The following is a 23,174-nucleotide window of genomic DNA, read 5'->3' as shown; positions in this document are numbered from 1 at the left end:
CCTTGGAACAAACTATCATAGATAACGAATTTTGGTTAGGTAAGCTAATCCATGACAATCTTCAGCTCCCCGTTCGGCTCCTAAGAACCGATCATTCCGTAGAAGCTGTATTTGACTCCGGGCGTGGTGGAGCGGAACATCCGCTTGATCCGAATAGCGAGACGGTGTTTGCGGGTATTTTCTCAGATCACTCGCCATTCGATGTCCCCTGCTATAGCACATGGAACGGATTCGACCAATATGTATGGCTCCGCTTCGGCGAAATGTCCGGTCGCACGGGAGCGATCGTAATTGGACCAGCCGTGAGTTCGACGGTGACGGACGAGATACTCGAGGGCTTCTTATACGACTACGGCTTGTCGGGAGTTCATCTCGAATCGCTGCGAGAATACTACAAGCAATTGCCTGTACGCTATCAAAAATCGATGTTGCATGCAGGAACGCTACTATACTATTTAATTTTCCGCCGACCGCTTGATATAACAGAAGTGATCGATCGCAGCGTTCCGTTTCTCAAGCCCCACGAATTGAACGACGAATTAGAACGAAACCTGATGGATAGACGTTTAGGCATGAACTTCCACGATCAATTAAAAGCGGGTAAGTTGCTGCTGCAATGGGTGAAAGAAGGACGCAAAGAGAAATTATTCCGATATCGTGACCTCTTCTCGATTGAGAATAGCGGCACCTTGTCTCGTAAAAGCCGGCTCCGCCATGAAAAAAATATGGCCATCTGTCTCGTTACACATTCGATGCAAGCCGCGATCGACGGTGGTTTATATCCTGAAGTAGCCTTCAACTGTTGCGATCTCTGGATTCAGCATATTGAGGACCTTAACGATACAGAAGAGGTCTCACAAGCCATGCAAGAGATGCTGTTTGATTTCGCCGATCGTGTAAGTCGCCAGCGTATTAACATCAGCTCCAAGCCGATTGCGATCTGCCAGGACTACATTTTCAACCGAATCTATGAGCCGATTAATCTGACCGATCTTGCGGAAGCGGCAAGCATGCATCCGGCGTCCCTTTCTAGGCTTTTCAAACAAGAGACAGGCATTACCGTCTCCGATTATATTCAACGGCAGAAGATCGAAGAAGCTAAGAAGCTGCTCGCTTTCTCCGATGCTTCTCCCCTTCACACCGCCAGTCTGCTTAATTTCCACGATCAGAGCCATTTCACAAAAGTATTCAAGAAATATACCGGCCTCACGCCGAAGCAATTCAAGAATCATGCTGTCTAGATGTATTGCAGGTCCCAAAAGACAAAAATCAAAGGCTACTTATCCATTTACTGGATAGGCAGCCTTTTTCACATCATATCTACTACTCTTGAGCTAACGCTAAGAAATAATTATAGAACTCATCGTCCTTGACGTAGCCTTCCTTCTCATACAGTGACTGCGCCTTGACATTATCGGGGGCCGTTGAAAGTGCAATACCTTTTGCCTTTAACCTGTGATTACCTCGCAAAAAATGTAAATATCAGCACGATGACCGGAATCCCTAATAAGACACCGGAGACAATACTATGCCGCTTCTTATTCATGACGACAACAGCGACATATTCTCGAATCATCGCATTTGGCCAATAATATAGGGCCGTCTTAGCCCCGATCCCTTGACTAGGCAACCCCGCTAAGCGCGCATACATTCCAGCTCGGAACAAGTGAAAGTTATTTGTTGTGAAAATACTGTTATATCGGCTGCCTCCGCTCAAATCGTCCATAATCTGCTTGGAGAACAGCATATTCTCATATGTATTCGTAGATCGATTCTCTTGAATCGTATCCTCAATCGGAATCCCCTTGTCCAATGCATAAGCTTGCATCGCTTCGGCTTCTGACACTTGTTCATCCGACCCTTTTCCCCCAGAGAAAATGATCTTGGGCGGCGTTGTCACCGCTTCCTGCCGATAATAAAATTCAATCGCCTTATTAATGCGATTTGCGAGCAGGGGTGGAACTCTACGTCCAATTATTCTGCTCCCGAGTACAACTATAAAATTCTGATTCAATTTCGGACGATTGAACTGATACAGGAAATAAGCCGATAGGAAGCTGGATAAATCGATGAAGAAATAGAATAGTAAGAGCGTTACCCCTGAATATAAAATTTGTACCCACCACGGCATGTAACTAACCGGCTGAATAAAAGAAAGGACGAAATAAGCTAAGATGCAGATCCCTAATAGTAAGGCTAGATAGTTAGAAAATTTTCGACCTTCTTTTTTGATTAAGATTCGACCATTAATCAGCAAGAGGATCGCCAAGGCGAATCCACCAAAGAGTAATACAAGAAAGATTAAAATGACTGGAAATATAGCAAGTATTCGAAGAATCGGAATATCGGACGTTATTGCTGCAAGAATACATATTCCACCTGTTGAAAGAGCAAATATGTTGAACAAAAAGCCATTAATAATTCGCCTTGGATCTCTCAGGTAGAACCAGAGGAATATAACTAATGTAACGAGCGGAATTATCCAAGTTGCAAGTATCATCTATGCTGTACACTCCATCCATAAATAAATTACTTATATGTATATATCGTCTCTTCGACAAGTGGAGAATATTCCCCACCCAAACGCCTTATAAGAATACCATAAAAAAAAGAAAACCGCCCATAAAAAGGCGGTCATTCATGTAAACAGCGACTATTTAACTATACCTAAGACTACGTATCCATCGATATATCGTCCCAGCCTTCATCAAAGCGTCCGATCATCCAGAACAGACCACGGCGTCTCTCCATGACGATGCTCTCATTCATGCCCGCCGGTGCTTCCTGCCCATGGATCCGGCTGTCTACACACGCCCAGTGCAGCCGATAGATTCTGTCGGCTTCATCCAGAATTTCCTCATGACTGCGGTTCGATGTCTTTCGATAGAAGTCATCAAAGGAATCGCATTCCGAGACAGCCTGAATAGCATAGTCGCAGTCGCAAACCTGATTGGGAAAATCAAGCTTCTCCACGAGCCCAAGCGCCCAGATCAACGCCCAATAGGCTTCGTATTGCCAAGTTATATTGATAGCAGCCTGGTTTGTCGGATTCTCGTCCTGCAGAAGCTCTCTTTCCTTGTTGGTCAGCTCCTCCTCCACACCGAATTTCCGTAATAAGTTGATTATAAAGTCCCTGGACTCCCCAAGCTCTTCTCCTTGAGCAACATCGCAAGCATACTGAATGACAATCAGCAGGGCCACAGCCCTTCTGGCAATTTCCTCTGGCGTCTTCCACTTGCATTCCGCTGCGGGTGGAAGCTCAGGCATCGACTCCAGATAAGGTATACCATGATCTCGTATGTAGAAGATAGACGTTTGCTTTCTCCGCGCGCCTTCCTCAGATGTCCTCTGCGGACCCAAAATTTTATTCGTACATGCATGAGGTCTGAAATCCGCCGAACCCGAGCTTCCGTCCGGGTGAACGATCGCTTGCCCGTCACTGTTAAGCAAGGTACCTTCCTGCAGGAATCCGATGCCTCCAAGTGCAGACATCAGTTCAAGGCATAGTTGCCATTGGCCTTCACTCAGTTCCTTCTCCGCTTCGATCGCAAGCAATGTATTAAAGACGGAGATTTGCGTAAGTACCAATTCCTTCAGATGCTCATCGGCAAAAGGAATACGGTCGTAAAAGCCCATCATCCCCGGAATATTCGCTTCGAAATAATCAGGATTAGCATCCTCGGTCAAGATTCGAATCGTCAGCTTCTGCTTCTTAAATAGTGAATTGGATTGCAGGAGATAATCGCTTCCGTTCCTTTCGATCTTATAGCTTCTTGCGAACACCCTCGCTATCTTGCCCTCTAGATCATCAATATCATTCTTGGAAGCAAATATGGAGAAATATTTCAAAATCTGTGACCTCCTCAAAAGTGCGAATAGAGTATAACGTTAGCCTACTTGACTTCCGAAACGGTTGTCAAATGCTCGAATACATTTCTGATCCTTGGAGCTGTCAAGGACTGCGTATACAATATGCTCGAAGAATTTGCCGTAACCTTCCTTTATGAGGAGCTCATGCCACCAACCCGCGACCTTGACCGGGTCGTTACGGAATACGCCGCAGCCGTATGCTCCAAGAATCAAGTTACGGTCGCCTCGTTCAGCGAAAATAGCCAGAGAAAGACGCATACGATCCAGCATGACTTGAAGCGCCTGCTCCGCATTTTCCCCCTTCAACAGTACCTGTCCATAGTTGACTGCTGGCAGCGTCAATACGGAGGCAGTTACCGGCCGATCCAGCAGCTCAAACCTCTCATCCCGGAAAAACACCACATCTGGCGAATAGATCGCATGGTCGGTATACATCATGGACTTGCAGGCACGGTTAGCCTTGTAGTAGCCTTCGTTGCACAGCTGAGTACCGTATAGACCGCTTGATGCAGCAAGGCTCTCCTCCTGCGCCATTGCACCATTCAGGAAGCCGCCTCCCGGATTTTTGGCACTGGCGAAGTTGAGCACGCCAACCCGTTCATCTCCCGCTTGTGTAAAATCTAGTATCGCCTTGACTGTTGCCGCATTAACGACTGTTTGCTTCGCCTGTTCACCAAGCGTAGGCGGCGTACAAGTGCGCACCAGTGCATCCCCTTGTTCAGGCGTAATCAGCATGCTGCGATCCTCGGAATGCTTCTGCTCCGCAGCGAAATCAACCCGTTGTCCGTTTACTTCATAATATCCTTGCTGAATATATTGCAGCGTATTTTGTGCAATTTCTTTTCGATTCATGGTAATCCCCTACCTTCTATCATCTATGATGAGTTGATCCCGAACCTCTGTCAGTGCAAAGCCCAATAAGTTGCGTCCCCGCCATTTCAGCGGATTCTCCACATGAGGATCGTTATCCCCCATTCCTATACCCCAGATACGGTCAAGCGGACTGGCTTCCACGAGAATCCGGTTCTTCGTCGACTTCAGAAAATTCCCCATCTGCGGATTTTGTGAAAATTTGGCCAAGTTGCCTCGCTTCACAATTTCATAGCAGTTCTGTTCCCATATTTCATTGTCAAAGCTCTTCACGGCGCGACCATAAGCCTTCATCTCCTTCGGATGCCTGGCGTTCATAATCGCAGTTTCCATCTCTCCGTCGTTGAACAGGCGCGCCTTCTCCGCCATCATATATTGCTCTGTGCAGGAATAACGCTCGTCGTCCACCGTAAATTCGCACTTCCACCATTGGCTGAAGCAGCTCCGATTGATGCTGCCGTCTGACAGAGGCGTATGTCCCCAGAAGAACACATACTTAAACTTCTGGCCCGCATTATGTGCTTTGCGCAGCTCCTCGATGTTATAGATCAATTAAATCCTCTCCCTACTTCTCCGGTACAGTCTTGAAGGACGATGACCGGCGTTCTCCGTATAATGATCTGTTTCTTCGACGAGATCGGCGATCTTCCGACGGAATGCCGCCTTCAGCAGATCCCGGTCCAAAATAACCTCGTATACTTGCTGCAGTTCTGTTAAGGTAAACAATTTAGGCATTAAATGAAGCGCAATGTCCGTATACTCGACCTTGCCCCGCAGGCGTTCGATAGCACAGGCGATAATCTTCGCATGGTCGAAGGCAAGCCCTTCATTGGAAATAATAGCGTACTCCGTTGCCTGGGCTATATCTGTCGATGTGGTCTTCCGTTCTACGACAGCATTCAAACAGACATCTCCGTGGATCAGGCTAAGATCGTACTGCCTCGTCTTGATATACCCGTCCTCCAGCAGTTCCTTTGACTCCCGCAGCAATCGATAAGAGAGCCGGAACCAAGCTGCATGATCCGCATCATCCCCGGCTTCAACCTGAACCTGACTGCTATCGATGAGCGCCATATAAGAGCAGCTCATCACCCAAGTGCGCGGATCACGCCCCGGTTCGCTGAAGGTGTATAGCTGCTCCAGGTAGACATGATCGACGCCGGTCTCCTCCCGCAGTTCCCGCTGAGCCGCCTGCTCCGTCGTCTCCGTAGAACGGACGAATCCCCCCGGCAGCGCCCATTGTCCTAGATAGGGATGCCCACCGCGCTGAATAAGCAGGATCCGCAGCTCCTTCTCCGGCAGCTTGCGATAATTATCTTCCTCTGTATCACTTACTGTAAAGATGACCATATCTGTGGCCACCGATGGACGCTCGTAATCTCCAGCTCGATATTGTTCCAGGAACTCCCGTTCCGTCAACCCATTGCGATCCCTTAATTCCATTCATCGTCACCTGCACCGTCATTATAATCCCATCTTAGTAACATGTTGTTATTATCAATTTGTTACTAACAATATATGTTATAAATCCCACGTTGTCAACTTAACGCGGGATCCCACCCAACCGGAAGTTTATTGCGAAAGTCTTTCCGTATTTATGTCTATTACTGCAGAAACCGGCCACCGATGAAGTATCCTAGCGAAATAAACAAGATGGTCCACACCAATGCTCCTGTGCAGCAGAAAGCGATGTATTTTCGAAACGGAAGATATGAAATCCCGGACATATAGCCGGAAACATGCCGGATGCCGGGAATAAAATAGGCGAAAACAATCGTCCACGCACCGTACTTGTTGAACCAATTCTTGACCTTGTCGTATCGTTTAGGAGTCAACCCAACCCATTTCCCACACTTCTCGATAATAGCTGAACCGACTCTTCTCCCAATTACATAAGTAATGGCCATTCCAGTCACTGAACCGATGAAGCTAACTATAACAGCTAGAAAATAGTTCAATATATGCTCTGATGCTAAATAACCAACAAACAGCATCAGTGTCTCATCCGGGATCGGAAGCCCCACAATCCCAAGCGCCAACAACAATACAATTGCGGCATATCCATATTGCGTTACAAAATCAATAGCTGTCTCCATAACTTCCTCCGATTATTTCCTGATGCTGATATTCTTAAGTGAAGGGAACGGAATACGGCTAACCATTAGAAATGATAATACAACGATAAACGCAATAATGACCGATGGTTTTAAGTTGTTCGTAAGCGACAAGCAGGCCAACAGGGTTCCGGCGCAGGTTATAGGCATTCCCGTAAAATGGGGGCTTGACATCGAAATGTTGAATCTAGCAAGCCTCGAGGCACCGCATACTAGAAATATAATTGCTGCTACAGCGCTCAACCAATGAAATTCACCGGTTCTATGTAATAAAACCAGAAAAACCGGCGCCACACCGAAAGAAACAATATCCGCTAAAGAATCCAGCTGCTTGCCGAAATCACTACTGCAGTTCATTATCCGTGCCAAGTACCCATCGAACACATCAAATAGAGCTGCAATAGCTATAGAGAATAGAGCAAGTCGATACTGCTCATGAATCGTCAATATTAAAGAGGTTGCACCCGCAGATAAATTAACAAAAGTACAAGTGTTAGGAATGAATTTCCAACTCATTATAATTCTCCTTTCTGATCGAGGGAATCTTCTTGTTGAAATTTATAGCCGACGCCAATTACGGTTCGGATAAATTGTGAATCATAGCCAAGCTTCGACCTTAGCTTCTTAATATGCGAATCTACAACTCTGTTATCTCCCTCGAACTCAATTCCCCATACCCGGGCGATAATCACTTCACGGGTCACAACTAGATTCTTATTGTTGATGAGAAGCAGCAGGAGTTCATACTCCTTAGGTGTTAATTCAACCTCCACACCATCAACTTCCAGCCGATGCGCCAGCGTATTAAGAACGGAGGAACCGAACAGGATTCGGTATCCATCCGGTTTATAATTGTCTATGACACGCTTCATTAACGAGTTTGCCTTGGCAACCAATACCTTCGGACTGAACGGCTTCGTAATGTAGTCATCCGCTCCAAGCTCGTAACCAAGCAACTTGTCCTGATCCGCCGATTTGGCTGTTAATAGAATAATAGGAACCCCCGAACGAAGTCGCAGCTCTTTGCATACCTCAAATCCATCCATCTGAGGCATCATAATATCTAAGATGACGAGATCGGGATAGAGGGCTTCGAACCAGCTCAGTGCATCTCGCCCATTATCCGTCTCCGTGACCTGCCAGCCATCTTTAATGAAGTAATCCGAGATCACCTCTCGAATCCGCTCTTCATCCTCCACTATAAGCACATGTTTACTCACGATATTCCTTCTTTCTAAATCTGTCTCCATTCACAGTCGCACCCTAGTTGAACTCCAAAATAGCTTGAATGAGCCATCTCCGGATCAAACCGGGAACTTGACGATAAATTGAACGCCATCCTGCAGATTTCTCACCGAATAGCTGCAGCCATGCAAATCCATGATTTGCTGTGCAATCGAGAGTCCCAGGCCAGTTCCCCCGGTCTGCCGACTGCGTGATGCTTCTCCACGATAGAATCGCTCCCATATGAGGTCCAATTGCTCTTCACTTAGGGTCTCCCCTTGATTCGACACCAACAAGGTAGTTCGATCTGGTGTGCTAATGACCTCAATAAGAATTGTGCTTCCTGTTACTGCATGACGAATCGCATTCGTTATCAGATTCAAGACGACTTGCTCGAACCACAGCGGATCAGCCAGAACCGGCTGTTCATTCACCGGCACTACGACGATCTCCAATCCCTTGTCCTGCAAAGGGTACATTAATCTGCTGGCGACTTTCTCTACCAGTTCACTGAGCATAAGGGATGTTTTTCGCAATTCGATGGTTCCTGAATCCAACCTCGCAAGATCCAGCATATTGGTAATCAACATCTCCATCTTCTCGGCCTCTTCGACTATGACGGAGACGTAATGATCCTGTTTGTTCAAATTCACCCCGTCCTTCAAGCCTTCGGCGAAGCTCTTGACGATACTTAGTGGGGTTTTTAGCTCATGGGACGCATTGGTGAAAAATTCCTTCTGCGTCTTTTCCATTCGTTCTTTCTGTTCCATATCTTTCTGTAATTGTTGATTCGCTTCTTTTAGCTCACGTAGCGCATTGTCCAGCTTCTGCGACATCGTCAGCATACTCATAGACAAACTCCCTATTTCATCCTTCTGCCGAATCGGTTTCAAGGATCCAAATTCAAAGTTGAGCATCTTCTTGGCCATTATATTTAATGCGATTAAAGGCTTCGCAACCATTTTGGAGAAGAAGAGCGCCAAGATCAGAATGAGTATAATGCCGCCGCATCCAACATAAATGAACAACCAACGCAGCGCCTCATTCGCATCGCTAATCTCCTGTAGTGAAGTTACGGTGAATAGCAGATCCTTTTTCCCATTCTTCTTCATGACAGGCTCAATAATGATAAAATTGCTTGTGCCGCTCCATGGCTCCACCCACTGGAATTCCTGCTTAACCATCGAATTAAGCTGCTCTTTGACCTCTGGAGAGAGCGGAAAATGCTCATACAGAGCGACCATGAGCAAGCCCTGACGCTGATTCCAGTTCTTGATATTTGGCAGGACGAGATCGACGACAGTACCCGAAATTTGTGTGGAATCTCCATCGAAGTTCTCGCCAATCGAGGAGGATTTAGAGTTCAACTTATTGATCATATCCGGATATAGGACCATGGTTGATTCATTCTCGCGAATGTCCTTCTCTCCCCAGATCGTCAACTTATCTCCGACTTTAATGTTGGCATCCTTGAACTTCTCCGGATTCATACTCATAAAAAGAGATAGCGCAACGAGGACCCTCTTATGATCGGGAAGCTCCAGCACTAATCGGTAAGGGTCTTCCATCACCATATTTCCGTCCATATTTACGACAGCCAACTGACTACGGCTGTGGCTCATAAATTTGACAGCTTCCAGTAGAAGCTCTTTGTTATCTGCCTTCTCCTGCGTATATTTCAAGGCGAATTTATCCAATTCCCGCTCCACCTTAGTTATGCGGTAATTCTGATAGAACTTCTCAAAGAAGAAGAACTGCGACAAAATAATCATAAGATAAAAACAAGCAAAAAAAATGACAGACAAAATAAACAGTTTGAATGTAATGCTTCTATTTCTCATATTTTTTTCACCTACAGAATTCTCTGTAATCAGACTTTCTCGATATATACACTATAACTGAGTCATTTGTTCTTTATGTGTCCTACAATGTAACTACTATAACAATTAAGCGGTAAATATCTATAACGACAGATGATACGGAATACCCACATCCTACCAATCGACTATGGATACTGGAGCGGTACATGGAATATTTTAGTTGTACAAGTCGTTTTCCATCATAGGATATAATACAGGACTTAAGGTTTGGGGGTATGAAAATTGAACATATGGATCAGCCATTTATTGCTTGGACTTTCGTTGGCCGCGCCGATCGGGCCTATTAATGCCGCCCAGATGGACCGGGGGATAAAGGGGGGGTTTCTTCATGCCTGGTTAGTCGGACTCGGTGCTATGGTAGCGGATGGGATTTTTATGCTGCTTGTTTATTTCGGTGTTATCCACTTTCTTAACATTCCATTTATGAAAACATTCCTTCTGTTATTCGGTTTCTTCATTCTGACCTACATCGGAGTGGAAAGCTTACTTACAGTCGGCAAGACGGGGATGGAAACCCGTGGCGGTAATGAGTCGCATGTAAAATCCTTTAGCGCCGGATTTATTATGTCCATCTCTAATCCTCTCTCCATCCTATTCTGGATGGGTATTTACGGATCGGTACTGGCGGACATGATCGCTAAATACGACGCCAAAAGGGTGCTACTCTACAGCTGTGCTATCATGGCCGGCATCATGCTGTGGGATGTGGTCATGGCCTTGGTGGCCAGCATGTTCAGACGAATCCTTACCGGGCGTCTCATTGGCGCTGTCTCGGTAATCTCTGGTCTATCTCTTATCGGATTCGGCCTTTACTTCGGATATGAGGCATACCGTATTTTGTTCGGGAATTGATATTGGCAGGAAGCTTGGCTCCTTCGCCACTCTCGGATGAATCCTTCTTTGCCCCATCGGCCTTATTCCAGAAATGACGCATGATGAGAGTGACACACCCGATAATGACGATAAATCCAAGGCTAATAAAGAATCCGGGACGGCTGATTTTATGAAACAGGGTTCCCACCAGCGTCATACTGATCAGCGACATGCCGATGTAACGCTTGGCTTTCCCCCAGCCCGTGAGCTTAAGCAGCTTACCTGACATCAGTAAAATAAACAGCCAGTTGTACAGGAGCATAATTCCTGCGGCCGTGGTGATGTATTCATAAACGCTTCTGGGCATTAACAGAGCAAACACAACGGAGGCGAGCAGCCCTGCCGTCGTCAAACCTATAGCCGGCAAGGGCTTCTTCCCTTCAACTTTCTTCCCTTTAATAAAAAATCGCGGTGCATCCCCATCCTTGGCTAGAGTAACGATCATTGTTGTGACTGCAAATAACGAGGCTGTCATCGTTGAAAATCCTGCAATAATGAGGACGGCGTTGAACAAATGCGGAACAAAGGACAGCCTATAATCAACGAGAGCTACTACAAAAGGGCTTTCTCTGACAGTATAGGATTGCCAGGGCTCGAGAATCAGCGCCAAGCCAATTGAGATGACATAGATGAACATCAATAGCAAGAGCATCACCTTACCGGCCTTGGGGGATTCCTTAGGATCTTTAAGTCGCATCGTCATTAGTCCAAGTGCTTCCAGACCTCCATAGCCGTAAAAAGCAAAAATGAGCCCCGCCCAAAAGCCGAGAATGCCATTGGGAAACCAGTCCCTAGGGATTGTCGGTCCATGAGCATTGGTCCTGAGTACTCCGGCAATCGCAAGTATAGCGATCACTAGAAACATAAAAACGGCCGCAATCTTCATAACAGCAAAAATGCTCTCCATCCGTTCAAACCCTTTGGTCCCGATGAAAATAATGATAAGACCCAATATGCCATATCCTGCCGCAAAGCACCACATCGGTACTTGCTGGAACCAAAATCTCGAGAACAGGGCAAGGGCTGTTAGCTGGCTCCCCATAATCAGCAGCTCTGACGACCAGTACACCCAGCCGCTGCTGAATCCTGCCCAACGGCCGAAGGCCTTCTTGGCGTAGGAACGGAAAGAGCCCTCCATCGGATCCTCCGCCGTCATTTGCGACAGCTTGTCATAGACCAGATAGGCTCCGAAAGCTGCCAATATATAAGCTATAACTGCCGAGGGGCCTCCAAGTTGAATAGCAATATGGGATCCCAGAAAAAAACCCGTACCTACCGTACAGGCTACCCCAAGCAACGACAGCTGCCACCATTTCAACTTCTTCTCACTTGTCGCAGGGCTTTTATTTTGAGACACCATAAACTCCCCTTCATAGAAATTTATGAATCTCTGTTAACATTCCCTAGGGTGTTGAGATTATGTAGAATCCGAAGGAATATCGTTGCTTGTAATGGCTGCTGCCCGCTTTAATCATTTTATAAATCAATAATATACCATGTGTCACAAGCGAAATGCTCCGTCGCGTTCAAAGGCTTGTCTAATTGCTTAAATCCTTTTTTGGCATAGAACTTGTTAGCTGCAATCATATTGCTAAGCGTCTCCAGATAGCATTGCTTATAATAATCCTTGGCGAAATCAAGGGCAATCTCAAGCAATTGACTCGCTGCTCCGGTACCACGCGTTTCATGCAATGCATACATCTTCTGCAGTTCGCATATATCAGGGAAGCCATGAACTGGCCCAATGCCGCAGCCGGCTACAATCTGGCCTTCATGTTCGACAACCCAATATTTGCATCCCTCAGCACTATACAGATGATAGAAATCTCCTAAATTGGGATCGGCCCACGCTGTGCCCGGTTTATTTGCACCAAATTCTATCAGGCAAGTTCTTATAAGTTTCTCAACCTGCTTATTATCCTTTTCCTCAATCTCTCTAATTAGCATTTATTATCCCCCTCCAGACACTAATATAGCATGAGTTTAATTGATTCATGCAGTGAATAACTTATGTGTTTAAGAATACAATATTAATACACAAGAAAAAGCCGCATTGCTGCGGCTTATCTAAGTTATCGACCAGAACTACAAGCTTACTATTTCTATTTCAAAACACTTCCTCCATATAAGAAACGATTCTGCCAGGACGATGAAAAATCAGTCACAACCACACCGCCCGCTTTTTGGGAGTACGTATGCAGAAGCTTTCCATCTCCCAAATACAATGCCACATGCGTAATCCGCTCCTGAGATTTGTCAATCCGGCTGTATGCGGAGCTGCTAGAACCTTTATAGCTCATGAAAAATACGAGATCACCACGTTTGAGCTTGTCTATACTATAGACAGGTGTACTATTCTGTTTAATCCATGTTCCCTGCTGCCTAGAATCAGTAGGAAGCACTACACCTGCGCTTTCTTTAAATATTTGCCGAATGAAGTCGGAGCAGTCAAATGTTGTCGTAGTGTTGCGGTTAGAGCCAAACTCATACGGAGTACCCAAATATTTCATTCCAGTTTGTATTACTTTTTCAATAGTAGAATTGGCAGTTGCCTGACCCTGAACATTTTGTGTTGTTGTATAGGATGGTACCATATCTTTCGCAGATGCTGCATGCGATGGAGTTGGAAGAGTAACGACCGCCGAGACTGCTGCAGAAACGATCAGGCTGCCGATCAAGCTTTTCTTGATATTAATCATATGTTGTTCCTCCTCTTAGATGACAATTTTGTAACCATTAGGTTGTACCACTGCCTTAATAGTGTGTAATATCCTTCTATGTTTTTCATTATCTCAGAGTGGAAACGATAACACAAAGCAATATATTTTCCATTGCAGGACTTATTTAGGTGACTTTCAGCGGATGTTACCTAGCTGCTTCTAATTTATGTTTAATTTGGAATGATGACATATTTGTAATATTATTTTAAGAATAGCTAGATTACACCCTTAAAAAATAAATTCTTTCTCCAATTAAAACTTTCGGATTGCTCCAAACTCCTAGGCCAATGATTGCAATAAAAAGCGCGAGCAGAATTATATTTCTGCCCGCGCTTTATCGGTCATCAATTCATTCTCGTAATCTTGAATGCTTCCCAGGCGCCTGCCACTCTATCCTGAGTCGCTTCCAGCCTACCTCCAGCATTCAGATTCGCCTGTACGAATTTGCCGTTGGCAACCGCCTTAATTCCGTAATCTCCATTCCCAGTACTAACCAATTCAAACTTCTCCCAGGTTCCAATTGAGGCGCTGCGTGCCAACAACTGATTGCTCTCATCGATTACCGCACAGACATACTTCTGATTAGCTATCGATTTGAAAGATACTGTCCCGTCGCTGTTATTCTCCAGCCGCAGACTCTCCCACGCCCCTCCTACAGAGGTACGATTGGCCACTAATGGCTCAGCCCCTCCATTCTCCGCAGACACAACCCTGCCATTCGCAACAGAGGTCAGATAATATTCCCCATCCGCGAATAACGGTGAACCGCCACTACCCGGATCTGTAGATCCTTGCAAATAAGGCTTGATTACGTTGTAGATTTTGGTGTTCATCGCGCTGTAATCCGCTCCGACCTTGGACCATTTCTGCCGGATCGTATCCTTGGAATCACGATAAATATCTACCGCTTCCGCATTGAGATTGTAAATTCCCCAAGAGTTGTTGCTACCTGTTACTTTATAAGTCCAGGTGGTCCAATGCCAGCCTTCACGGTTGAATGTAGAGAGTGTATTTTTCCAAGCATCTTCAATATCGAATGAAGTGAATTCACCGATAAAGGTTGGAACTCCGTAATTATGGCTGCGGATATCGGCCACTTTGCTGGAGATATAAGCCGCTTGGCCGGGAGCACTAGTCACTGAATCCCACGGGTAATAGTGGTACTCGTAGACGACGTTAGTCCAGCCGTAGTCCCGTGGATGCGGCAAGTTCCCAGCATCCCAGCAAGATTCCATAATGATGATATGATCACCATCCACTGCCCGAATCCGATTATAAATTTCGTTATAGAAATCCCATTGTGTACGCCCTGTTGCCGCTGCTTTGATTCCTGGCTCATTTAGGATGTCATAGGCTGCTACAGCTGCATTTCCCTTAAAATGCTCAGCAATTTTCTCCCATAGCCATAAGGTCTTCTGACGGTTATTCGGATTCCCGTACAACTGATTGCCATCATTAACTTCCCCGGAATGATCCATTCCGTTCTGAGAACCGAATGCACCATGCATATCAAGAATGACATAAATTCCCCGCTGGCGGCTGTTCTCTACAAACCAATCCAGGCGCGCCCATGCATCCGCTTTCAAATTTCCGGAATCGTCCACCAAGTTCATATACGTAAAAGGAAGACGGACAACTGTCATCCCCATCGCTGAAATGTTATCAAAGTCCTGTGTAGTCCAGTAATGGTCCTCATAGATCGAAAGAAGCTCATCCCGTGCCGCTGCGCCGAAGCGATCCTTCAATGTATTCATCATTGTCTTCTGATCCGGAGCATTCGTCGGGTTCATCCAGGACTCCTGAATCAGCCAGCCGCCAGCATTCGTCCCCCTCAGATATACAGTGCTTCCCGTTCCCTTGGATTTACGAATTGACGTTCCGTTAGTCTTTAGAAAATCGGCATCCGATAAACTGCCAGCAGCATGAATGGAAGCTGGAGGACCTAAGCTCCAATCTGCCAAGAAAGTACCCAACAACAAAATAATAGTCAACAAGATTCTAAAGCTTTTCTTATGAAATCGATTTCCTTTTTTCATACAATACCTCCGCTTTTATAGAATAATGAACCATGGTAAAGATAAAATATGTACAGCTCACCCCCTTTCTCAATAATAAAAACGTTTTTATTATCATGCCTAAAGACAATTTAGCAGATTGGCTTTGTCGAAGTCTGTCGTATCATAAAATAATATTATTTTTCTTTAACACACTTCCTTTTAGATATATAATTAAATTATCGAAACATAGTTTCGCACAATGAAACTAAGGCGGTGTTTGTTGTGAAAGCAATCGTTGTGGAGCAGTTCGGCTCAACCGAAAACATGAAATACATCGATGTAGAGATCCCTTTGATCCGTTCCAAGCAAGTCTTAATCCGTGTAAAGACGACGTCTGTCAATTTTGCGGATATCAAAGCAAGATTGGGCAATAAGGGTCAAGGAAAACTGCCCTTTATTCCTGGCTTAGAGGCTTCAGGTGTCATTGAACAAGTAGGAGATGAGGTAACTACATTACATGTGGGGCAACGCGTACTTGCCTTTCCAGCGAATGGGTCGTATGCAGAATACATTGTTGCCGATGAGAGCCTAACCTTTGCGATTCCTGAATCTATAAGCTTTGATGTTGCAGGAGCAAGCGGCATTGTCTCATTTCTGTCTTACAAATTACTTGTTGATATCGCTAGGCTTCAGGATGGAGATCAGGTTTTAATTCATTCCGCCTCCGGCGGGGTAGGAACCACAGCGATTCAAATGGCAAGGGTATTAGGAGCGAGGACCATTATCGGAACTGTAGGCCATGAAGCAAAGATCCCTGTGGCATTAGAAGCTGGAGCAGACCATGTGTTATGCTACACCGATGGAGGTTTTGCCGAGAAAGTAAATGAACTGACTAACGACCAAAAGGTAAATATCATTTTGGATTCGATTGGTGGCGAAATAACGGAGCAAAGCATAAAATGTCTTGCCCATTACGGCCGTCTGGTTGTTTTCGGAAATTCTAGTGGAAAGTATGGACGATTGCACGCAAAGGATTTGCATGCGAGCTGCCGTTCTGTTCTAGGATATAGTCTGGGAACCACAAGAAAAGAACGCCCCAAGGCTTTGCAAGAGACGGCATCGCAAGTATTCCGAATGCTAGAGGACGGGCAAATCAACATAAAAATAAGTGAGCGATTCCACTTAAGCGAGGCTGCTGCGGCACATCTGCTTTTAGAAAGTCAGAAGAGTACGGGGAAGGTACTGTTATACGCTGAGAACTCACAGCATTCATAGTCATTCCCCGTCTCCAACAGAGTTATGATGTGTTAATCATTCAACCCTGAACTTTGTTATTCTATCGCGCCATTAACATCATAGTCATCAAGATCAATGTCCAGCGGCATCCCCATTGCGAGCTTAGCAAGCTGGCTGCCAATATAAGGCCCCATCGTAAGTCCAGACGCTCCTAGACCATTGGCCGTGATGAGTCCTTCCCATTCGGGAACCGCGCCAATTACAGGAAGAAAACCAGGGGTAAAAGGCCGGAAGCCAACTCTTACCTCCTGAAAGGTACTCTCCCCTAAGCCTGGTGCCAGCTCTAAGCCTTTATTCAGTATTTCCTGCATCCCGCCTGGAGTTATTCTTGTATCATAACCCTGAACCTCATTCTCGTGAGTAGCCCCGATTACGATCTTATTATGATCGAATGCAAGCAGATATTGATCTGATGGCGGCATAACAACGGGCCAGCTTCCGGTATCCAGACGATCATTCACCTCTAGATGCATAATTTGCGCTTTCTGATAACGCACATTAAATGGAATGCCCAGTGGCTGAAGCAGTTCCCTGGCCCAAGCTCCTGCACAGACAATCGTCTTGTCTGCAGCGTAGGTGTGACTACCCACACGAACTCCTGTAATCTGATTCGATTCAAACTTCAGCACGGCATTTCCTTCAATCAGCTTCGCCCCATGTCTCTGTGCTGAGCGCAGTAAGGCGTCCCGCAGAGCGCGACCATCTACCCGGGCAGCCCCGCTAATATGGACGGAATGATAGCCTTCTTCCAACAGAGGGAACAGACGATGAGTCTCTGTCTCGTCTAATCTGGTAATCTCACCGATCTCCGGTGCACCCGCTTTGCGCTGCTGGGCCCGTTCCTCCATTTTGATTACTTTCTCCAGATCATGATGAATGCTGAGAGCGCCGACCCTGGCGTAACCTGTCTCTGTCTCCCCTTCACTCTCAAGCTCTTCAATCAATTCTGGGTAGAAGCCTGCGCCTGCCTTAGCCAGGCGATACCAAGCCTGATTGCGCCGCTGCGATAGCCAGGGGCAAATAATGCCAGCGGCTGCATCTGTAGCCTGTCCCTGCTCTTTACGATCTATAATAAGAACATCTGCCCCCATTTTAGATAATTGATAGGCTGTCGATGCCCCTAAAATTCCTGCCCCGATAACAATGTACTTCTTCATGAATAGATCCCCTTCTATATCTCCTACACCTTCAGTGCAAGATCATCTACATATTGCTTGGCTTCCAATAACGACATGCCGTACAATTCTCTCGATTTCTTAATAGCTTCGATCTTCTTGCCCTCATGTATTAGACGAATGACTTCATCTTGCCCGAAGTACGACGTTGGTCCCTCAGTTTGAGCTGTAGGAACTGCCTGGGGCCACGGGGACTGCATCGATTTGATCCGTGCCTCTAAAGCAGATACTTTGTTATATACACCCAGACATACGATCAAGGCAATAAACGAGAGGAAGATTGCAAGATATTCCATGAGCTATATCCTCCTTGTCTGTATACGTAAGACCATTATAGCTTATTTAGTGCTCTTCCATAATTCCAGACAAATATCATTAGCCTTTCATACTGTTACATAAGTAAAACACCCTTGATAATGCATCGGAACCGCTCAGGTTAACCAATGATTAGAAGGGTGTTTTCCAGTTCCTTTATGATTAGAAGCCAGACTCAAACCAGTCTTCGATTGCACCAAATAATTGATCCTCGAAATGCAGATCAAATGCGCTACCGGTGAATTGCTGCTCAACCAGTTCATAGGAAACGGTGCTAAGGCTGTCGGAATGGATTGTTATCCGCTGAATCAATCTATTCTCTACACGAAGTAAGGCCTGAATCATTCCTTGATGGATTCTTCTCTCCAGCATCACATCGTATTTCGGGCTCTCACCATAAATCCAGTTGGAATCCTCATACAGACTCAACTGCGACGGAATGTAGTTTCCATTATTATACTTGAGCAACTGCGCATCTCCATAGCTTTCTGCAAAGCTGGTTGCTAGCAAGTCAATCAATTGATTCACTGTACAGGAAGGAGCAAGCTGCTGTAAATTAACGACCCTGCTCTTCACGGATGTGATTCCTTTGGCCTGCATCTTTAGCTTGGAGGGCCTGAGCACCTGACCCAATCGACTCAAGTCCACATCCACCATGAGAGTCCCGTGATGAAATTCATGACCGTTCTCTGTGTAGAAGGCATGGCCGGAAAATTTCTGTCCCTGGATGGTCAGATCATTTCTGCCAGAGAACTCAACCGTAACTCCCAGTGCTTCAACCGCTTTTTTAATAACATTCAGCTGCTGTTCCAGATTCTTGTTATGCTCCTGATAAATGAAAGTAAAGTTCAGATTGCCCAGATCATGATACACCGCACCCCCGCCCGAGATCCGTCTGGCTAACCGGACACCACTCGCTGTCAGCTGTGAAATATCGCATTCAAGATATGGATTCTGATTTCTGCCGATCACAACCGTCTTCTCATTTTGCCATAAATACAGAATGATCTCATCTGGGTTAACGCTTCGCAACAAGTCTTCCTCCAGAGCTAGATTATAATAAGGATCATACTCCTCGGATACTATAATCCTATTCATCGTAATGCAAAGCCCCAATCCCCAGACCCAATACAGCCTCATGAATCACTTCACCCGTTGTCGGATGGGCAAAAATGGTGTGCGCAATTTCATCCTCACTTATACCCGAGCCGATCATGACTGTCAATGTACTAATCAATGCCGAAGCCTCAGGGCCAATGATCGAAGCGCCGATCAGCCTGCCGTTGTCCAGATCCTTAACTACCTTGATGAAGCCTCTTCCCTCTCTCATCGTTAATGCTTTGCCATTGGCCTGGAATGGGAATTTGCTCACATGAATGTTCCTGCCCATGAGCCTGGCTTGGTCTTCATTTAGACCAACAGCAGCGATCTCAGGCGATGTAAAGATGACGTTTGGCACCATTCCATAATCAATATGGGCATCCGTGCCAAGAATATGATCCACCGCCGCTATTCCTTCATGGGAAGCAACATGAGCTAATTGAATCCGGTTCGTGACATCGCCAATTGCATAGATATGCTCAACTGAAGTCTGCAAATGCTCATTAACAGCAATGCCTTTTCCATTGTCGTTCAGCTTGACTCCTGGCTTCCCGAGCTCAAGCCCGTTCACATTCGGCGTTCTGCCAATCGCAACTAGAACTTTCTCGCTTGTTATATACTTCTCGACACCATCCTGTTCAAAGATAACCACCGCTCTTCCCGTCTGGTCCTCCTCAATTCGGGTCACCTTGGATCCCGTAAATATGCCGATTCCCTTCTCATCCGCTATATGAGCAATCTCTTCCGAGACGTCTTTGTCTACCATCGTCAACAGCCTGTCGCAAAATTCTAAGACATTGACCTGAATGCCAAAGTTGGAATAGAGAAAAGCGAATTCCATACCGATGACGCCGCCGCCGATAATCGTAACCGAGCTAATATTTTGTCTATAGGCAAGAGCTGAGGTGCTGTTCATGACAAAATCATGATCGATTCCTGGCAGGGCAATGTCTGCGATTTGAGATCCGGTAGCAATGATTGTATTATTGGCTTCAATCGTATATTCATCTTTTCCACTCTTGACGAGCAACTGTTTGTCATTCAGAAAGGAAGCCGTTCCTTTAATGACTCGGACGTTATTTTTCTTAAGCAGGTATTCGATGCCTGACACCAAGGTCCCCTTAATCTCATCCTTCTTATCGATCACCTTGGCCATATCTAGTTCGATCTCCTTAACGGAAAGACCGAAATCATCGGCATGCATCATTTGATGGAAGACTTCGGAGGATTTAATCAATGCCTTGGTCGGAATACAGCCAACATTCAGGCAGGTTCCACCCATGGAATCCTTCTCCACCAGCACGGTTTGAATGCCTTTCTTGGCTGCGTAGAGAGCAGCGACATAGCCCCCCGGTCCTGCGCCGATAACTAGCAGATCAGTTCTTATATCCTCCTTCTTCCCGTTCAGAAGCCCGCCGAAATAGTCCAACTTCGGTTTAACTTCTGCCGACTCTTTGGCGGTTTCTTCTGCAGTCACTTCAAATAAGCTCTGACCGAGTTCAATTTCCTGGCCTTCATCGACCAGCACTTTCTCAATCTTGCCCTTATATTTGGATAGTACAGGTGAATTTCCTTTCTTGCTTTCCATCTGAAGTAGGGGTTGACCCACCTCAATCTGATCCCCTTCGGCAACATTCAGCTTCCCGATTTTCGCCGTTTTGGCGTGTCCTGTTAGCTGCTCCAGCTTGATAATCATGATGTCCCCTCCGATATTCATTAGTCCTTAGCTTTACCTGAAAAAAAGCAACCTCCCGAACCATTCAGAAGGTTGCCGTGTATAACATCATCAAGTTTTATTTAAAGTCCTTTTCGAACTCATCAATTGAATCCTTTAGCAGGGTAACAGAATAAGCCATGCTTGGTCCGCCGCCAAAAGCAACGGCAACCATAGCCGCTTCAATAATCTGTTCACGGGTTGCTCCTGCTTCGAGCGCTTTATAGACGTGGAACACGATGCAATACTCGCAGCGGTTATAAGCGGCGATCCCTACGCTGATCAGCTCTTTTGTCTTCGTATCAATTGCACCGTCGGCATAGTTGGTTCCCAGCAAGTTCATAAACGCATTGACGCTCTCCGCATTCGTTCCGGACAATTCCTGTAATCCACCCGTAAAATCATTCAGCATTTGTCTAACGTCCTTCTTCATTTCTGTCAGCTCCTTATTTTTGTGAAATAATTCACTTATGATCTAATATTACTTTACACTGCATTAATTGCATTGTAAAGTGTTTTGCCGAAAATAAGGTTTTCTTTTTTGAAACAATTTTCCATGGTTTTCTCACAAAAATGCAATATAATAAGAAAATATTTATATTAATACTGGGGGAGCTTCTATGACTACACCGAAAAAAGGCCCAGAGATGTCAGGAAAGAACGATCGTTTTTCCTCGTCAGGGTTTATCTTGGCTGCTATTGGCAGTTCCGTGGGGCTCGGAAACATGTGGAAATTTCCGTACATTACCGGCGAAAATGGAGGGGCGGCCTTCTTCCTGCTCTTTATCGTCTGTCTGATCGTGATCGGTCTGCCGGTCCTGTTGGCCGAGCTGGCCATTGGCCGTGCAGGCAGGGGCAGCGCAGCTACTTCGTTTGTAAAGGCCGGCGGTTCGAAAGTATTCGGAAAACTCGGGATTCTGCAAGTTATAGCACCTTTTCTGATCTTGACCTTTTATATTATCGTAGCTGGGTGGACGCTGAACTACGCAGTTCAATCCTTTACCGGCGATTTGTACAGCAATCCTGATTATAAAGGGCAATTCTCTTCCTTTATTGGCGGGTACATGCCGATCGTCTGGCAGGCTATTGCCATTCTGATTACTGCATTTGTCGTCATCAAAGGGATTTCCGGAGGGATTGAGAAATTCAACAAAGTACTCATTCCTGGGATGATCATTTTGCTCATCGGTCTGATGATACGCGCCGTAACTCTTCCGGGCGCAGGGGAAGGAGTAGCCTTCTTCCTGCACCCTGATTTCTCCAAGCTGAGTCCTGAATCGGCATTGGTTGCTCTGGGACATGCCTTCTTCTCGCTCTCGCTTGGCATGGGGATCCTGCTTACTTATGGCGCTTATGTGGACAAGCGTCAATCGCTTGGAACGGCTACGCTCGCTATCGGAGCTGGTGATTTGATCTATGCCTTTGTTGCCGGTCTGATTATTTTCCCAACGACTGCATCCTTTGGCATTGCTCCCGATTCCGGACCGAGTCTCGTGTTCATGGCCCTTCCGGCCGCTTTTTCGGCAATGCCGTTCGGAGCGTTTTTCGGAGGTTTGTTCTTCATCTTATTAGCCATTGCGGCCCTTACCTCGGCTGTATCGCTGCTGGAAGTACCGGTATCTTTTACGATGGACCGCTGGGCCTGGAGCCGTACGAAGTCCGTAATCATCATCAGCGTTCTAGTTATGCTCATTGGACTTCCATCCGCGCTGTCCTTCGGGATGGTACCTGCCCTGTCCGATCTGGGCGGCAAGAACTTCTTTGACTGGCTCGACTTCATCACCTCAAATATTATGCTGCCTATCGGCGGGCTTATCACCACTTTGTTCGCGGGCTACTTCTGGAAGGGCGCTGCGGAAGCGGCGGGCCTGAAATCGAAATGGTTCAAGATATGGCTGTTTATGCTTCGGTATATCGCGCCGGTTCTTGTTCTTCTGGTCCTTCTGCATACAACAGGGATCATTAAAATCGATTAGCACCAAAAAAGGCAATCTCGCGGCAGCTGTAAACAGCGCCGTAGCGAGA

Annotated in this window: 22 protein-coding genes; 4 read left to right on the top strand and 18 right to left on the bottom strand. The window is 46.1% G+C overall.

All coding sequences use genetic code 11. The annotated features are described in order from the left end of the window. Window positions 1-2: 2 nt before the first annotated feature. A complete protein-coding gene (locus ABD014_RS04930) occupies window positions 3-1,241 on the top strand; it encodes a helix-turn-helix domain-containing protein (RefSeq protein WP_343858180.1) in 1,239 nt (412 codons plus the stop codon). A 218-nt stretch (window positions 1,242-1,459) separates the two neighbouring features. On the opposite strand, the gene ABD014_RS04925 is transcribed toward ABD014_RS04930, so the two are convergent. From ABD014_RS04925 to ABD014_RS04885, 9 genes are all read right to left on the bottom strand, one after another. Further along, window positions 1,460-2,500: a YdcF family protein gene (locus ABD014_RS04925; RefSeq protein ID WP_379341119.1), complete on the bottom strand. Its 1,041-nt coding sequence runs from the start codon at window positions 2,498-2,500 to the stop codon at window positions 1,460-1,462. Window positions 2,501-2,673: 173 nt separating this feature from the next. After that, window positions 2,674-3,849 (bottom strand): DUF4272 domain-containing protein, encoded by a 1,176-nt coding sequence (locus tag ABD014_RS04920; protein WP_343858177.1) that lies wholly within the window; start codon window positions 3,847-3,849, stop codon window positions 2,674-2,676. Window positions 3,850-3,888: 39 nt separating this feature from the next. Then, entirely contained in the window at window positions 3,889-4,722 is an 834-nt protein-coding gene (locus ABD014_RS04915; protein WP_343858174.1) for a TIGR02452 family protein, read from the bottom strand. A gap of 9 nt (window positions 4,723-4,731) precedes the next feature. Continuing rightward, complete coding sequence (gene ybiA / locus ABD014_RS04910; RefSeq protein ID WP_343858171.1) at window positions 4,732-5,292, bottom strand: riboflavin biosynthesis intermediates N-glycosidase; 561 nt, start codon at window positions 5,290-5,292, stop codon at window positions 4,732-4,734. After that, window positions 5,293-6,183 carry an NUDIX domain-containing protein gene (locus ABD014_RS04905; protein ID WP_343858168.1) on the bottom strand — a complete coding sequence of 297 codons (891 nt, stop codon included), beginning with the start codon at window positions 6,181-6,183 and terminating at the stop codon, window positions 5,293-5,295. 161 nt (window positions 6,184-6,344) lie between these two features. Continuing rightward, the gene (locus ABD014_RS04900) at window positions 6,345-6,836 is read right to left on the bottom strand and encodes a DedA family protein (RefSeq protein WP_343858165.1); all 492 of its coding nucleotides are present in this window, start codon (window positions 6,834-6,836) and stop codon (window positions 6,345-6,347) included. Between the two features lie 12 nt (window positions 6,837-6,848). Then, entirely contained in the window at window positions 6,849-7,370 is a 522-nt protein-coding gene (pssA, locus tag ABD014_RS04895) for a CDP-diacylglycerol--serine O-phosphatidyltransferase (RefSeq protein WP_343858162.1), read from the bottom strand. Continuing rightward, entirely contained in the window at window positions 7,370-8,074 is a 705-nt protein-coding gene (locus tag ABD014_RS04890) for a response regulator transcription factor (RefSeq protein ID WP_343858159.1), read from the bottom strand. The genes pssA and ABD014_RS04890 overlap by 1 nt, the downstream gene beginning before the upstream one ends. Window positions 8,075-8,158: 84 nt before the next feature. Beyond that, complete coding sequence (locus tag ABD014_RS04885) at window positions 8,159-9,919, bottom strand: sensor histidine kinase (RefSeq protein ID WP_343858156.1); 1,761 nt, start codon at window positions 9,917-9,919, stop codon at window positions 8,159-8,161. Window positions 9,920-10,180: 261 nt separating this feature from the next. Here ABD014_RS04885 and ABD014_RS04880 point away from each other — a divergent pair, with 261 nt between their 5' ends. Beyond that, the gene (locus ABD014_RS04880; RefSeq protein ID WP_343858153.1) at window positions 10,181-10,810 is read left to right on the top strand and encodes a LysE family transporter; all 630 of its coding nucleotides are present in this window, start codon (window positions 10,181-10,183) and stop codon (window positions 10,808-10,810) included. Here ABD014_RS04880 and ABD014_RS04875 read toward each other — a convergent pair. From ABD014_RS04875 to ABD014_RS04860, 4 genes are all read right to left on the bottom strand, one after another. Next, window positions 10,752-12,188 (bottom strand): amino acid permease, encoded by a 1,437-nt coding sequence (locus ABD014_RS04875; protein WP_379341113.1) that lies wholly within the window; start codon window positions 12,186-12,188, stop codon window positions 10,752-10,754. The two genes, ABD014_RS04880 and ABD014_RS04875, sit on opposite strands and share 59 nt — an antisense overlap. Window positions 12,189-12,307: 119 nt before the next feature. Then, window positions 12,308-12,778: a GNAT family N-acetyltransferase gene (locus tag ABD014_RS04870; protein ID WP_343858146.1), complete on the bottom strand. Its 471-nt coding sequence runs from the start codon at window positions 12,776-12,778 to the stop codon at window positions 12,308-12,310. 155 nt (window positions 12,779-12,933) lie between these two features. After that, a complete protein-coding gene (locus tag ABD014_RS04865; RefSeq protein ID WP_343858143.1) occupies window positions 12,934-13,530 on the bottom strand; it encodes a C40 family peptidase in 597 nt (198 codons plus the stop codon). A gap of 365 nt (window positions 13,531-13,895) precedes the next feature. Beyond that, window positions 13,896-15,587, bottom strand: coding sequence for a cellulase family glycosylhydrolase (locus tag ABD014_RS04860; RefSeq protein ID WP_343858140.1), 1,692 nt, complete (start codon window positions 15,585-15,587; stop codon window positions 13,896-13,898). A gap of 243 nt (window positions 15,588-15,830) precedes the next feature. Here ABD014_RS04860 and ABD014_RS04855 point away from each other — a divergent pair, with 243 nt between their 5' ends. Then, entirely contained in the window at window positions 15,831-16,823 is a 993-nt protein-coding gene (locus ABD014_RS04855; RefSeq protein WP_343858138.1) for a quinone oxidoreductase family protein, read from the top strand. A gap of 56 nt (window positions 16,824-16,879) precedes the next feature. On the opposite strand, the gene ABD014_RS04850 is transcribed toward ABD014_RS04855, so the two are convergent. From ABD014_RS04850 to ABD014_RS04830, 5 genes are all read right to left on the bottom strand, one after another. Next, window positions 16,880-18,001 (bottom strand): NAD(P)/FAD-dependent oxidoreductase, encoded by a 1,122-nt coding sequence (locus tag ABD014_RS04850; RefSeq protein WP_343858136.1) that lies wholly within the window; start codon window positions 17,999-18,001, stop codon window positions 16,880-16,882. 23 nt (window positions 18,002-18,024) lie between these two features. Then, on the bottom strand, window positions 18,025-18,315 hold the full coding sequence (locus ABD014_RS04845; RefSeq protein WP_343858134.1) for a hypothetical protein: 291 nt from the start codon (window positions 18,313-18,315) through the stop codon (window positions 18,025-18,027). A 181-nt stretch (window positions 18,316-18,496) separates the two neighbouring features. Further along, entirely contained in the window at window positions 18,497-19,432 is a 936-nt protein-coding gene (lplA, locus tag ABD014_RS04840; protein ID WP_343858132.1) for a lipoate--protein ligase, read from the bottom strand. Further along, entirely contained in the window at window positions 19,425-21,131 is a 1,707-nt protein-coding gene (gene lpdA, locus ABD014_RS04835; protein ID WP_343858130.1) for a dihydrolipoyl dehydrogenase, read from the bottom strand. The genes lplA and lpdA overlap by 8 nt, the downstream gene beginning before the upstream one ends. Window positions 21,132-21,228: 97 nt before the next feature. Continuing rightward, a complete protein-coding gene (locus ABD014_RS04830) occupies window positions 21,229-21,582 on the bottom strand; it encodes a carboxymuconolactone decarboxylase family protein (protein WP_343858128.1) in 354 nt (117 codons plus the stop codon). Window positions 21,583-21,769: 187 nt separating this feature from the next. On the opposite strand from ABD014_RS04830, the gene ABD014_RS04825 reads away from it, so the two are divergent. Beyond that, the gene (locus tag ABD014_RS04825) at window positions 21,770-23,125 is read left to right on the top strand and encodes a sodium-dependent transporter (protein ID WP_343858126.1); all 1,356 of its coding nucleotides are present in this window, start codon (window positions 21,770-21,772) and stop codon (window positions 23,123-23,125) included. Window positions 23,126-23,174 lie beyond the last annotated feature (49 nt).

The organism is Paenibacillus motobuensis, from assembly GCF_039521865.1.
GTDB lineage: Bacteria > Bacillota > Bacilli > Paenibacillales > Paenibacillaceae > Fontibacillus > Fontibacillus motobuensis.
This window is presented reverse-complemented; position numbering and strand designations above follow the sequence as displayed.

Bases quoted from the DNA above. Each gene is read 5' to 3' on its own strand.
- lplA (WP_343858132.1), bottom strand. From the start codon at position 19,432: ATGAATAGGATTATAGTATCCGAGGAGTATGATCCTTATTATAATCTA.
- ABD014_RS04885 (WP_343858156.1), bottom strand. From the start codon at position 9,919: ATGAGAAATAGAAGCATTACATTCAAACTGTTTATTTTGTCTGTCATT.
- pssA (WP_343858162.1), bottom strand. From the start codon at position 7,370: ATGAGTTGGAAATTCATTCCTAACACTTGTACTTTTGTTAATTTATCT.
- ABD014_RS04860 (WP_343858140.1), bottom strand. From the start codon at position 15,587: ATGAAAAAAGGAAATCGATTTCATAAGAAAAGCTTTAGAATCTTGTTG.
- ABD014_RS04850 (WP_343858136.1), bottom strand. From the start codon at position 18,001: ATGAAGAAGTACATTGTTATCGGGGCAGGAATTTTAGGGGCATCGACA.
- ABD014_RS04825 (WP_343858126.1), top strand. From the start codon at position 21,770: ATGACTACACCGAAAAAAGGCCCAGAGATGTCAGGAAAGAACGATCGT.
- ABD014_RS04925 (WP_379341119.1), bottom strand. From the start codon at position 2,500: ATGATACTTGCAACTTGGATAATTCCGCTCGTTACATTAGTTATATTC.
- ABD014_RS04845 (WP_343858134.1), bottom strand. From the start codon at position 18,315: ATGGAATATCTTGCAATCTTCCTCTCGTTTATTGCCTTGATCGTATGT.
- lpdA (WP_343858130.1), bottom strand. From the start codon at position 21,131: ATGATTATCAAGCTGGAGCAGCTAACAGGACACGCCAAAACGGCGAAA.
- ABD014_RS04865 (WP_343858143.1), bottom strand. From the start codon at position 13,530: ATGATTAATATCAAGAAAAGCTTGATCGGCAGCCTGATCGTTTCTGCA.
- ABD014_RS04900 (WP_343858165.1), bottom strand. From the start codon at position 6,836: ATGGAGACAGCTATTGATTTTGTAACGCAATATGGATATGCCGCAATT.
- ABD014_RS04830 (WP_343858128.1), bottom strand. From the start codon at position 21,582: ATGAAGAAGGACGTTAGACAAATGCTGAATGATTTTACGGGTGGATTA.
- ABD014_RS04870 (WP_343858146.1), bottom strand. From the start codon at position 12,778: ATGCTAATTAGAGAGATTGAGGAAAAGGATAATAAGCAGGTTGAGAAA.
- ABD014_RS04905 (WP_343858168.1), bottom strand. From the start codon at position 6,183: ATGGAATTAAGGGATCGCAATGGGTTGACGGAACGGGAGTTCCTGGAA.
- ABD014_RS04915 (WP_343858174.1), bottom strand. From the start codon at position 4,722: ATGAATCGAAAAGAAATTGCACAAAATACGCTGCAATATATTCAGCAA.